The 11754-nt window shown below is 72.6% G+C and carries 13 protein-coding genes and 2 pseudogenes; 6 read left to right on the top strand and 9 right to left on the bottom strand.

Going from position 1 to position 11754, the window contains the following annotated elements:
* Positions 1-52 precede the first annotated feature (52 nt).
* A pseudogene (locus tag AB0G35_RS04465) lies at positions 53-1069 on the bottom strand (adenosine deaminase); the annotation flags it as partial.
* Between the two features lie 149 nt (positions 1070-1218).
* Positions 1219-1635, bottom strand: a pseudogene (locus AB0G35_RS04460) (gamma-glutamylcyclotransferase family protein); the annotation flags it as partial.
* A gap of 334 nt (positions 1636-1969) precedes the next feature.
* Between AB0G35_RS04460 and AB0G35_RS04455 the strand changes: the two are divergent.
* Positions 1970-2653, top strand: coding sequence for an ElyC/SanA/YdcF family protein (locus tag AB0G35_RS04455; RefSeq protein ID WP_360943497.1), 684 nt, complete (start codon positions 1970-1972; stop codon positions 2651-2653).
* Positions 2654-2744: 91 nt separating this feature from the next.
* Here the strand turns inward: AB0G35_RS04455 and AB0G35_RS04450 are convergent, their stop codons facing one another.
* Positions 2745-3794 carry a hypothetical protein gene (locus AB0G35_RS04450; RefSeq protein WP_360943494.1) on the bottom strand — a complete coding sequence of 350 codons (1050 nt, stop codon included), beginning with the start codon at positions 3792-3794 and terminating at the stop codon, positions 2745-2747.
* Position 3795: 1 nt separating this feature from the next.
* The gene (cutA, locus tag AB0G35_RS04445) at positions 3796-4092 is read right to left on the bottom strand and encodes a divalent-cation tolerance protein CutA (protein ID WP_360943828.1); all 297 of its coding nucleotides are present in this window, start codon (positions 4090-4092) and stop codon (positions 3796-3798) included.
* A gap of 321 nt (positions 4093-4413) precedes the next feature.
* On the opposite strand from cutA, the gene AB0G35_RS04440 reads away from it, so the two are divergent.
* A complete protein-coding gene (locus AB0G35_RS04440; RefSeq protein WP_360943491.1) occupies positions 4414-4782 on the top strand; it encodes a cupin in 369 nt (122 codons plus the stop codon).
* A 56-nt stretch (positions 4783-4838) separates the two neighbouring features.
* The gene (locus AB0G35_RS04435) at positions 4839-5708 is read left to right on the top strand and encodes a class I SAM-dependent methyltransferase (RefSeq protein WP_360943488.1); all 870 of its coding nucleotides are present in this window, start codon (positions 4839-4841) and stop codon (positions 5706-5708) included.
* Positions 5709-5828: 120 nt separating this feature from the next.
* Here the strand turns inward: AB0G35_RS04435 and AB0G35_RS04430 are convergent, their stop codons facing one another.
* Together AB0G35_RS04430 and AB0G35_RS04425 are read right to left on the bottom strand one after the other, a co-directional pair.
* Complete coding sequence (locus AB0G35_RS04430; RefSeq protein WP_360943485.1) at positions 5829-6617, bottom strand: TSUP family transporter; 789 nt, start codon at positions 6615-6617, stop codon at positions 5829-5831.
* A gap of 123 nt (positions 6618-6740) precedes the next feature.
* Entirely contained in the window at positions 6741-7250 is a 510-nt protein-coding gene (locus tag AB0G35_RS04425; RefSeq protein ID WP_360943482.1) for a hypothetical protein, read from the bottom strand.
* 138 nt (positions 7251-7388) lie between these two features.
* Here AB0G35_RS04425 and AB0G35_RS04420 point away from each other — a divergent pair, with 138 nt between their 5' ends.
* Entirely contained in the window at positions 7389-8291 is a 903-nt protein-coding gene (locus AB0G35_RS04420; protein ID WP_360943479.1) for an aldo/keto reductase, read from the top strand.
* 30 nt (positions 8292-8321) lie between these two features.
* Here AB0G35_RS04420 and AB0G35_RS04415 read toward each other — a convergent pair whose 3' ends face one another.
* The 3 genes from AB0G35_RS04415 to AB0G35_RS04405 all read right to left on the bottom strand — a co-directional run bounded on the left by AB0G35_RS04415 (position 8322) and on the right by AB0G35_RS04405 (position 10546).
* Positions 8322-8585 (bottom strand): hypothetical protein, encoded by a 264-nt coding sequence (locus tag AB0G35_RS04415; protein ID WP_360943476.1) that lies wholly within the window; start codon positions 8583-8585, stop codon positions 8322-8324.
* A 78-nt stretch (positions 8586-8663) separates the two neighbouring features.
* A complete protein-coding gene (locus AB0G35_RS04410) occupies positions 8664-10136 on the bottom strand; it encodes a ferredoxin reductase family protein (RefSeq protein WP_360943473.1) in 1473 nt (490 codons plus the stop codon).
* An 11-nt stretch (positions 10137-10147) separates the two neighbouring features.
* Positions 10148-10546 (bottom strand): hypothetical protein, encoded by a 399-nt coding sequence (locus AB0G35_RS04405; RefSeq protein ID WP_360943470.1) that lies wholly within the window; start codon positions 10544-10546, stop codon positions 10148-10150.
* Between the two features lie 161 nt (positions 10547-10707).
* Here AB0G35_RS04405 and AB0G35_RS04400 point away from each other — a divergent pair, with 161 nt between their 5' ends.
* Both AB0G35_RS04400 and AB0G35_RS04395 read left to right on the top strand, forming a co-directional pair.
* A complete protein-coding gene (locus AB0G35_RS04400; RefSeq protein WP_360943467.1) occupies positions 10708-11535 on the top strand; it encodes a helix-turn-helix transcriptional regulator in 828 nt (275 codons plus the stop codon).
* Positions 11529-11753, top strand: a complete 225-nt coding sequence (locus AB0G35_RS04395; RefSeq protein ID WP_360943464.1) for a DUF397 domain-containing protein — start codon at positions 11529-11531, stop codon at positions 11751-11753. The genes AB0G35_RS04400 and AB0G35_RS04395 overlap by 7 nt, the downstream gene beginning before the upstream one ends.
* Position 11754 lies beyond the last annotated feature (1 nt).

Genomic DNA, 11754 nt, shown 5'->3' with positions numbered 1-11754 from the left:
CGCCCCCTCCGGGCGCGCGGGTTTCCTCGCCCGTCTTGCTGGCGGCCGCCTCGTGGGCGTCGATCTCCTTCAGGTAGCGCTCGCGCGTCGGCTCGTCCAGGAAGGACGCGCGGAAGGAGTTGCGGGCGAGCCTGCGCAGCGTCGCGTCGTCCAGGCCGAGGGCGTCGCGTACGGCGGTGAAGTTGTCGTCCGCGTAGCCGCCGAAGTACGCCGGGTCATCGGAGTTGACGGTCACCAGCAGCCCGGCGGACAGCATCGCGGGCAGCGGGTGGTCGGCGAGGTCGTCGACCACCCGCAGGCGGAGGTTCGACAGCGGGCAGACCGTGAGCGGCACCTGGTCCGCCACCAGGCGGGCGACCAGGTGCTCGTCCTCCATGGAGCGCACCCCGTGGTCGATCCGGTCCACGCCGAGGACGTCCAGGGCCTCCCAGACGTACGCCGGCGGGCCCTCCTCGCCCGCGTGCGCCACGCACTTGAGCCCGGCCTCCCTCGCCAGCGCGAAGACCTCCCGGAACTTCACCGGCGGATGCCCGACCTCGGCCGAGTCCAGCCCGACGGCGGTGATCCGGTGCAGATACGGCCGGGCCGCCTCGAAGGTGGCCAGGGCCGACTCGGCGCTCTGGTCCCGCAGGAAGCACATGATCAGCCGGGTGCTGATGCCGTACGTCTCCTCGGCGGCGTCCAGCGCCCGGGCCAGGCCGTCGATCACCGTGCCGATCGCGACGCCGCGCGCGGTGTGCGCCTGCGGGTCGAAGAAGATCTCGGCGTGCCGTACGCCCTGCTCCTTGGCGCGGGCCAGATAGGCGTGCGCGAGGTCGGCGAAGTCGTCCTCGGTGCGCAGCACGTCCATCAGCGCGTAGTACAGGTCCAGGAAGGACTGCAGGTCCGCGAAGGAGTAGGCGCGGCGCAGCTCGTCCTCGGTGGCGTAGGGCAGCCGCACGCCGTTGCGCCGGGCGAGCGCGAAGGCCAGTCCGGGCTCCAGCGTGCCCTCGATGTGCAGGTGCAGTTCCGCCTTGGGCAGCGGCCCGGGGGCCGGCCGGTCGGTGGAGGGGATCGGGGAGGAAGCCACGCTGGTCAGACCTGTTCTGCGGTAGGTGAAGGGCCCTCGGTACTACGGGAGGGATCTTCTTCCAGATTAGCCGTGGGAGCGCCGGAGCCCACCGGGTGGTGGGGAGCACCGGGACCGACCGGGTGGTGGACGCGCGCCACGCGGGCGGCCAGCCAGTCGCCGCCCGCTATGGGCGTGCCGGTCGCGCGCAGCCGGGCGGCGAGCGGCGCGGCGGCCAGGTAGACCCAGGCCCGTACGGTCCGGCCGTCCGGGCGGGCCGCCTCGGTGACCACCCGCTCGTAGAGGTTCCGCGGGTCGCCGGGGGCGTAGTCCTCCAGCCGGTCCAGCACCGCCCGCACCTCGTCGTAGTCGGCGGCGCGGGGGTGGATCAGCGCGCCGTGCACCACCGCGTCCGGCGGCCCGGGTATCGCGTACGGGTAGCCGGGGCCGTCGTAGAGCAGCGCGCCGGTGAGCCGGGCCGGTTCCTCGTGGGCGGTGCGGCCGCGGAGCGCCCAGGCGTGGTTGGCCTGGCCGGGGAGCAGGGTTCCGTAGACGAAGAAGGGCAGGCGCTCGGGCTCGGTGGTCATGGGGCGCGGTCCTCTCCCGGGGTGGTGCGGTCCTCTCCAGGGCCGTACGGTGTCGGCGGCGGGGCCGTACGGCGGCGGTGGGCGGTATGCCGTGGGCGGTTGGCCGTTGGCGGTTGGCCGTTGTCGGCGAGGTGGCCTGCGGTGGGGCGTCGGCGGTGGGGTGTCGGCCACGATGCCAGGTGGCCCTGCAACCATCATCGGCCGGTGGGCGTCGGTGCCTGCAGACACTGTCGCGATCAGACACGATCGCACGCAATCTGTCGCGAGCAGATGCGATCGCTGGTGATCAGGAACGGGGACGGGGGCGGGCATGCGAGGGCCGGTGGCAGGGCTGATGCGACGCATACGGGGCGGGGTGTCCCGGCTGCGGCTTCCGCGGACCCGGCGCGGGCAGCGCCGCGCCTACCAGGCCGTGGTGGCCGCAACGGTGCTCGCGCTGGCCCCCGCGACCTGGCTCAACGCCACCGCCGGCCCCCGGGTGCGAACCGTCGCCGACGCCCCCGCCGCACCGGTCGCCATCGTCTTCGGCGCGGGACTCTGGGACGGCAAACCGTCCCCGTACCTCGCCCACCGGCTGGACGCGGCCGCCGCGCTCTACCGGCGGGGCACCGTCCGGGCCGTCCTGGTCACCGGCGACAACAGCCGCCACGACTACGACGAACCGGACGCCATGCGCGGCTATCTGCTGCACCACGGCGTCCCGGCCCGGAAGATCGTCAGCGATTACGCGGGCTTCGACACCTGGGACTCCTGCAGCCGGGCCCGCCGGATCTTCGGCGTGGACCGGGCGGTGCTGGTCAGCCAGGGCTTCCACATCCGCCGCGCGCTGGCACTGTGCGCGGCGGCCGGGATCGACTCCTACGGGGTCGGGGTCGCCGCCAAGCGCGATGTGACCTGGGCGTACGGCGGTGTGCGGGAGATCTTCGCGGCGGGGAAGGCGGCGGCGGACGCGCTGCTGCGGCCCGATCCGCAGTTCCTCGGCCCGCGCGAGAAGGGCGTGACGGAGGCACTGCGCTGAAACGTGGCCGAGGCGCTGCGCTGAGACGTGACGGGGGGCGCTGCGCTGAAGCGTGACGGGGGCGCTGCTCGGCGCAGCGCCCCGCCCCGGCTCAGGCCTTGGCCGCGCGGGCGTACAGGCTGAGGATCTTCTCCCCGAAGTAGGGGCTGTAGGAGACCCGGTCGCTGTTCGGACCCTTGGGACCGCCGCCGTTGAGGCCGCCGATCAGGCCGATGACCCGGCCGGTCCCGGTCCGCTCGTCGAAGCCGGCGAGCCACGGGCTGCCCGAGGTGCCGCCGAAGAAACCGCCGCACTCCATGCGGAGTTGGCTGGTGCCGGCCAGCCGGGAGGTCCGGGCGGCGCAGCGCACCGCCCGGTCCTCCGGGTCGTTGCGGACGGCGGGGTAGCCGATGACGGTGACGTCGTTGGCGTAACCGGGCGTCGGGGCCAGGACGTTGCCGCCGGTGACGTCCTCCAGGGCACGGCCGTCCGCGTCCGGCTCCACGGTGGCGAAGGCGAAGTCGAGGTCGGACTTCTCGCCGGTGGTGCCGCGCTCCGGGTAGGCGAAGGACTCGTCGATCGCCCACACCCCGTACGGCTGGGTCTGCGCGCCGGAACGATACTGCGGGACGAACGCGGCACGGTCGCCCGGGTTGCAGTGCCCCGCGGTGAGGATCAGGTTACGGTGCGGGCTGCGCACGACGCTCGCGGTGCAGTGGTGGGCCCGGGCGTCGCCGTCCACCGAGAACAGCACACCGACGGACGGGATGCCGTCGAAGTGCCGGGCGGCGGCGGGGAGTTTGGCCGCGGCAGCGGACGGTGCGGCTCCCGAGGAGGACCCTGCTCCGCCCGCGGCGTCGTGCTCGGCCGGAGCGGCGGCGGCCATCCGCTCGGACGTCCAGTAGGCGGCGGCGTCCCGGCTGGTCCAGGACGCGTCCGGGGCCTGGGTCGGCCGGCCCGGAGCCCGGGTCGGCCGGTCGGGGGCCTGGGCCGGCCGGTCGCCGACGGCGGCGCCGCCCCGGACGCGTTCGGCCGCGTGCCCGGCCGGCGCCGCGGCCAGGCAGACCGCCATTCCCAGGGCCGCCGTCACGGCCCTGCCGCCGCGGGTCAGCAGGGGGGTGCGCAGCGGGCCCGCGGCCCGCACCTTCGCGTGTCGCGCCACGTCAGCTCGTCTCCTCTGCGACCCAGGACAGATAGCCGGCCCCGCCGCGGGTGATCGGGGTGGCGATGATCTCGGGGGTGTCGTAATCGTGCGTCGCCAGGAGGTAGCGCTCCAGCTCCGGGTAGCGCGCCTGCGACGTCTTGAACAAGACTTGCCATTCCCGCGCGGTCTCCACCGCGTCGTTCCAGCGGTAGACCGAGGTCACCGGGGCGCCGACCTGGGCACAGGCGGCGAGCCGGCCCTCGATCGCGCCGCGGGCCAGGCGCTCGGCCGCGGCCTCGCTGTCCATGGTCGTCATGACGGTCAGGAACTCGGTGGATACGGGCGGTTCGCCCGGGCGGGAGGTCGGGTCGGTGGGATCGGCCACGGTGGCGCATCCTTCATGGTGGGGGACATGGTGGGGGCACATGGTGGGCACACGGGTGGGGGACAACGGACGGCTGCCCGCATCGTACGGACCGCATCGTACGGACCGAGATGATCATCCCTCAGCTGACGGGCCGCCCCGCGGGGGCATGCACCCGGACGCACGGGGCCGAATTCCCCGGTTGCATCCGCCGGTACAGCGGCAACGATGGAAGGGGGCCGGCCGCCGGCACGCATGCGAAAGGCGAGCATCATGGACGACCTCGACGTACTCACCCGCCAGCAGCTCGACGACGCCAGGGCCTCCGCACACGGCCGCAGCGCCCATCTCTTCGTCCACGACGGTCCGCTGCGGCAGACCGTGATCGCGCTGATCGCAGGGGCCTCGCTGGACGAGCACCAGGCGCCCCCGGCGGCCAGTCTGCAGGTCCTCAAGGGACGGGTCCGGCTGACCGGGCCGGGCAACGGCACCGAGCTGAAAGCGGGTCAGATCGCCGTGATCCCGCAGGAACGGCACGGCCTGGAGGCCATCGAGGACTCGGCGGTGCTCCTGACCTCCGTCACGGAGTTCAAGGGTGAGGGGATCCGCGATGCGGAGACGGTGGGGACGGCGCGGGGGTAGCACCTTGAACCCTCACAGGCTTCACGTTTTTCTGAATCTTATGTAGCTTGTGGAGTATGACGAGTCCCAGGTCCAGTGACGGCCCCGCCGGGCGCAGCTCCCACCCCGCCGGTCCGGGCGTCAAAGTGCGTCTGACCGGCGCAAAGGAGACCCTGCTCCCCACGCTCCACGCCCGCGCGGTCGACTGCCTCTCCCCCGATCCGATCCTCGGCGACACCATGGCCCTGGACGCCCTCCGCCGGATCGACTCCGACTTCGACGCGATGCGGCTGAGCGCCGGCGACGCCGCCACGGTGGCCCTGCGCGCCCGCCAGTTGGACCGCTGGACGGCAGAGTTCCTGGACCGGCACGACGACGCGGTGGTGGTGCATCTGGGCTGCGGCCTCGACACCCGCGTCCACCGGCTGAACCCGGGCCCCGGAGTGCGCTGGTTCGACGTCGACTTCCCCGAGGTCATCGACCTGCGCCGGGAGCTGTACCCGGAGCCGGCGGCCGACTACACGGCCGTCCCGTCGTCGGTGACCGACCCGGCGTGGATCGCCCAGGTGCCCTCGGACCGGCCGACGATGATCGTTGCCGAGGGGCTGCTGATGTACCTCACCGAGGAGGACGCCACCGCGCTGCTGCGGCGGCTGATCGTCCACGCGCCGCACGGGGCGGCGGCCTTCGACGTCTTCGGCAGCCTCGCCATCCGTACGCAGCGGCTCAGCCGGGTGCTTCGGAAGGCCGGCGCGAAGGTGCACTGGGCCACCGACCGGGCGGGGATCGCCGCGCTGAGCCCCCGGCTGAAGATCGTCGAGGACGTCAGCGCACTGGAGCTCCCGGGGATCGAGAAACTGCCGCCCGCCTACCGGCTGGCCGCCCGGGCCGCGGCCAAGGTGCCCGCGGTCCGGGACACGTGGCGGCTGTACCACTGCCGGTTCTGAGCCGCCCCCGCCCCGCCCGGCGCCGCCCTCGGACCCCCTGGCGCCCTCGGACCCCCTGGCGCCCTTGGACGTCCTGGCGCCCTCGCCCCCCTGGGACGTGCTCGGGCGTTCCGGTCGTCCTCAGACCGCGATCCACTGGTCGTACGCCAGCTTGCACAGCAGCGCGACGACCACGGCCACCAGCACCCCGCGGACGAACCCGGCCCCGCGCTTGAGCGCCATCCGGGCCCCCACCATGCCGCCCACCAGGTTGAACAGCGCCAGCAGCGCGCCGAGTTGCCACAGCACGGTGCCCTGGACGGCGAACATCGTCAGCGCGCCGACGTTGGTGCAGACGTTCACGACCTTCGCCGTGGCGGACGAGGTCACCAGGTCCATGTGCAGCACCGCGGCGAGCGCGATGACCAGGAACGCGCCGGTCCCCGGTCCGATCAGGCCGTCGTAGAAGCCGATGCCCAGACCGGCGACGAGGACCGCGGCGAGCACCCGCCGCCGGGAGACCGGCCCGGACGGCGCGGGGGCGGTCCCGAAGGCCGGTCGGAAGAGGACGAAGAGGAGCACCGCCAGCAGGACCGCCATGATCAGCGGGCGCAGCACCTCGCTGTTGATCCCGGCCGCGAAGAACGCCCCGCCCAGCGACCCGGCCACCGCCGCCAGCCCGATCCGCAGCGCGGTCCGCAGATCGATCGGTGCCTTGCGTACGTAGGTGACCGCGGCCGCCGTGGTGCCCACGATGGCGGTGGACTTGTTGGTGCCGAGGACGTACGCGGCGGGGGTGTGCGGAAGGCCGACCAGCAGTGCCGGGAGCAGCAACAGCCCGCCCCCGCCCACCACGGCGTCGATCCAGCCCGCCGCGAGCGCGGCCAGGCAGAGCAGGGTCAGGGCGAAGAGTGATATGTCAGCGGGCACCGGCTGATCTTAAGAAGCGGGCCGCGGACCGGGCTCCGCAATTACGGGCGCTGTGACGAACGCCGCCGGGGGCCGGGGGGGGGAAGACACGAGGGACGGGGTGGGGGGCGGACGTCCGCCGGGTCAGATGCAGCCGTCCAGGGTCGAGGTACGGCCGTAGGGCAACTCGCGTCCGTCGATCACGACGCCGGACCCCTGCGGCAGCACGGGAGGGACCAGCTCCGGCAGAGCAAGACCGTCCCAGTCGACGCTCACGTGGATGGCCTCGGGTGACTCTGCCGCGACCTCGTACATGTCCTGGGGCAGAACCTCCCAGATCATGTCGTCGTCCATGCCGTCATACCGCCCACCGGGCTCCGGTACGCCGCCGCTCGCCCGCGTGTCCGCCGCGGACCGCATCGCCGTCAGCCCGGGGACCTTCACCGTCACGAACGGGTCCAGCTCCCTCTCCGCCAGGAGCCCCCCGTGCCGGTAGACCCTGATCACGAAGGCATCGCCGGCCGCCCACGAACCCGTACGCACGTAGTAGGCGACCGAGGCATCGAGCTCTTCGAGGGTGCTGCACACCTCAAGGTGCTCCCAACCGCCGCCGCCTTGCCAGAACGATCCCTCGAACACGTAGAAGCTGTACACGTCGTCCCCCGATGCGCCTCGATGTGCGTTGATGTTCTTCGATCTGCGTCGATGTGCGTGGCCGCCCGCCGTGTCGTAGCCCGGTGCCGGCAGCCCTGTCCACACCTACCAGGCGCGTCTCCCCTAGGCTCCGCAATCATGGACGCTGTGACGAACACCGCCGGGACGGGCCGGGGCGCGAAGGGTGGTACGGGCGCACCGATCGACTTCCTGCTCGGCGGTGAACTCCCCGTCCGCCGACTGGGGTTCGGCACCGGCGGGCTCGTCGGCCCGGGCTACTGGGGGCCGCGGCACGCCGACCCGGGGGACGCCGTGTCGCTCCTGCGGCGGGCCGTCGAGCTCGGCGTCACCCTGATCGACACCGCCGACAACTACGGCCCGGACATGGCCGAGGAGCTGGTGGCGCGCGCCCTGCACCCGTACCCCGACGGGCTGGTGATCGCGACGAAGGGCGGGGTGGTCCGCACCGGCCCGGACGTCTGGCACATCGCGGGGCGCCCGGAACAGCTGCGCGCCATGTGCGAGGCGAGCCTGCGCCGGCTGCGCACCGACACCCTCGACCTCTACCAGCTGCACCGGCTGGACCCCGAGGTCCCGATGGCCGACCAGTTGGGCACGCTGTGCGAGCTCCGGCAGGAGGGCAAGATCCGGCACCTCGGCCTGGACTCCGTCAGCGCGACGGAACTGGCGCGGGCTCAGGAACTGGCGCCCATCGCCTCCGTACAGAACCGCTACAACCTGCTGGACCGCGCGGCCGAGGACGTACTGGAGCGGTGCGAGGAGCGGGGCACCGCGTTCCTGCCGTGGTTCCCGCTGGGGCACGGGGCGCTGACCGGTGACGCGGGCGCGGTGCTTGCGGCGCTCGCCGCCCGGCACGGCGCGACCACCGGCCAGATCGCCCTGGCCTGGCTGCTGCACCGCTCCCCCGTCCTGCTCCCCACCCCGGGCACGGGCTCCCCCGCCCACCTGGACGAGAACCTGGCCGCGGCCACCCTCACCCTGACCGACGAGGACCTGGCCCAACTTGCCACGCTGCACTGACGGTTCCCCGCCTTCGTCCCGTAGTGGTCGTCACCTGGGAGGGGCCGCCTGCGGGTCCGGCAGGCTGTGGCCGGCCGGCGCCCGGTCCGGGGCCGGCGGGGCCGCCGGGGAGACGGTCAGGGACAACAGCGTGGCGCTCAGCGCACTCGCCCCGGCCAGACACGCCACCAGCTGACGGCGGGCCCGTACGGTGGCGACGGGAACGGGAACGGAAACAGGCACGGGGGCGGGGCCGGGAACGGCACGGGAGGCGCGGGGCGCACGACGCCTGCGTGGCTTGCGGTGCTTCGCCATGAACGACGGATCCTTCCAACGGCCAAGAGTCAACGGTTCACGGGCCGACGGCCCGAGGGGCTGTGCGGGGCCGGGGGCTCAGAACGTGAAGTGCTCGGAGTGGATACGGGACGCGGGCACACCCGCCCGCTCCAGAGCGGTGATCGCGGCCCGCGCCATACCAGGCGGGCCGCACAGATAGACGTCGTGCTCCGCCAGATCCGGCACGAGGTTGCGCAGCGCGCGCGGGGCCAGCGGATCGAAGGGCCCGTCGGACGGACCGAGCAGATAGTGCAGCGCCGCCCCGCGTGCCGCGGCGATCGCCTCCAGCTCCTCGCGCAGCACCAACTGCGCGGCGCTGCCGGCCCGGTAGAGCAGCGTGAGATCACCGGGCCCGCCCGGCAGGGTCTCGAACAGGGCCCGCATCGGCGTGATGCCGACGCCCCCGGCGAGCAGCAGCACCTTGCGGCGGGTCCGCCGGTGTGCGGTCAGCGCGCCGAACGGCCCGGTGGCCAGCACCCGTACGCCCGGCCGGAGGCGCCGGACCCGCCGGGTGTGGTCACCGCACGCCTTGACCGTGATCCGCAGCGTGTCCTCCCGTACGGGCGCGGAGAGCGAGAACGGCAGCGCCGTCCGCCACAGCCGCCGGTCCAGGAACCGCCAGCGGAAGAACTGCCCCGGCTCGGCCCGCAACGCTTCCAGTCCGCGCCCCCGTATGACGACCGAGACCACCCCCGGCCCCTCGGTCCGCACCTCGGCGACCCGCAGGTCGTGCCGGAGCGCCTGCCGTACGGGGACGACCAGCCGGTACCAGACCAGCAGGGTGCCGACGGTGGTGTGCAGCAGCGTCCACAGCCAGCCGGCGAACGGGCTGCCGGTCAGATCGGGCCCGGACAGCTGGTGGCCGAAGGCGAGCGCGACGGCCACGTACGTCAGCAGATGGACCGCGCGCCAGGTCTCGTGCCGCACCCGGCGGCGGAGCACACCGGCCGAGGTGACCCCGACCCCGGCCAGCAGCCCGGTGCCCACCACCGCGGCGGCGAGCCACGGGTAGCCGAGCAGGCCACCGGTGGCGGCGAGCAGATCCTCCCCGGTATGGGCCGCGTAACCGCACAGCGCGAAGAGGGCGTGGGTGCAACACAGCCCGAGGACGTACCGGCCGCCGAGGGCGTGCCAGCGGGCCAGCCGATCGGCACCCACCCCGTGCTCGACGGCCGGTACGCGCGCCATGAGCAGCAGCATCGCCAGCACGCCGTACGCCGCGAGCAGCCCGCTGAGGTGCGCGAAGGTGGCGAACAGCGCATCGAGCCGCGCCGAGGGCTCCACCTGCACCAGCCAGAGCCCGACGACCACGGCTGCGCCACCCGCCAGCCCGGCGAGCAGCGCCCGGGGCGAGGTGTGCAGCGGGGTCGCCGCCGGTACGGATGCCGGCATGGCTGGCGCGGTGCGCGGCGGTACGGGCGTCGGTACGGGCGTTGGCGCGGGCCGGGGGGTCAGCCGCGCGTAGAGCGGGTGGACGGGGGACGAGTGCGGGGCGCCGTCCCGGGCGCGGGCGTGGGTGCGGGTGCTCACAGCCCGACAAACTACGGCCGTTCGACGCCGCGAAACACCAGGTCAGGCCCCAATTCCGGTTCCTTAAGGCAGCCTTGAGGACAGCCTGACCGCCGGTTAAGAACCAGCCGCTCGCCCCGGCTCTCCGCGATCCGCTGCACGGCGTCGAGCGCCTCGGTGAGCTCCACCGCCAGCAACTGAAGCTCCCCGGTCGTCCAACTCCGCCCGTCGAGCACCCGCCGCGCCTCTTTGCGCAACTCGGCGGTGTAGCAGAGCTGCTCCGCCTCGATGTCGTCCGCGAGGCGGGAGACGAAGCCGGTCCCGTCCCCGAGGACGAGGCAGGGCTTCCCTTCGGGGCTCGTCCAGGGGAGGAGTCGGGGGGTGGGGGTGGACGGGTTGGGTTGCTTGGGGGCGGGGGTTTCGTCCGTCATGGGTGAGCCTCCTGGGATCCGTTGAGGGGTAACCGGATGTAGTCATTCGGTCACGGTGACAACGCTGCGGGCAATAGAATCGGAGTAGTTGAACGGACGGCGTTCAAGGCTGCGACCTGCCATGGAGCCGCCGCATGCCCACATGACGAGAGGCCAACGCGTTGGACGAGACGACCCCCTCCGAGCACTTGAATCCGCTCCAGCGATTCGGGCGTGACGTCAGACAGGTCCGCCTGGCCCGCAAGCTCACGCAGAAGCACCTGGGCAAGGTCACCGGATATTCCGAGGGGTACGTCAGCAAGGTCGAATCCGGCACGCTGCTGCCCCGACCGAGCGCGAAGTTCGCCAAGGGCTGCGACACCGCGTTCGGAACGGGCGAGTTATTCACCGGCCTGCTGCGCAGGATCGACGAGGGAGACCACCCGTCGTGGTTCGTCCCGTACCTCAACCTGGAGCGGAAGGCGTCGCGGATACTGGACTACTCCGCGAACCTCGTGATGGGCATCCTCCAGACCGAGGCATACGCGCGGGCGATCTTCCGGGCGTCCCACCCGCGCGAGGATGCCGACCTCATCGAAGGCCGGGTCGCCGCCCGGCTACGGCGTCGCGAACTCTTCGATATGGACAATCCGCCGCTGCTTTGGGTCATCCTGCACGAGGCATGCCTGCGGACGGACGTCGGTGGTGCCGATGCCATGCCCGAGCAACTTGAACACCTGCTCACCGCGGCTGCCTCACCTCACATCGAACTGCAGGTCCTTCCGTTCTCGGCGGGAGCGCCAGCGGTGCACATGCCCTTCACCCTGCTGACGTTCGACGGGGCCCCGACCGTCCTCTACGCGGACGGGCCGCAGGGAGGCAAGTTGTATGACTCAGCCGAGACTGTCGCCTCTTACGTCGACAGCTACGATCGGCTGCGGGCACACGCGTTGTCTCCCGAAAGATCGCTAGCCCTCATCAAGTCCCTGTCGAAGGAGTACAGATGGTGAGCACCGACGTCGACCTCACGGATGCCGAGTGGTTCAAGTCGTCGTACAGCGGGGGCGATGGAGGCCAGTGCATCGAATTCAGTCGCACCCTCACCCAACCCCACGGCCTCGTCCCCGTCCGTGACAGCAAGGACCCGAACGGCCCCGCGCTCATCTTCCCCGCCAGCAACTGGACCACGTTCATCTCGGCCATCAAACAAGGGCAGTTCACCGCCTGAA

The sequence above is a fragment of the Streptomyces sp. NPDC021749 genome, assembly GCF_040640655.1.
Classification (GTDB): domain Bacteria; phylum Actinomycetota; class Actinomycetes; order Streptomycetales; family Streptomycetaceae; genus Streptomyces.
Note: the sequence above shows the minus strand (reverse complement) of the source record. Positions and strands in the feature narration are given on the sequence as shown.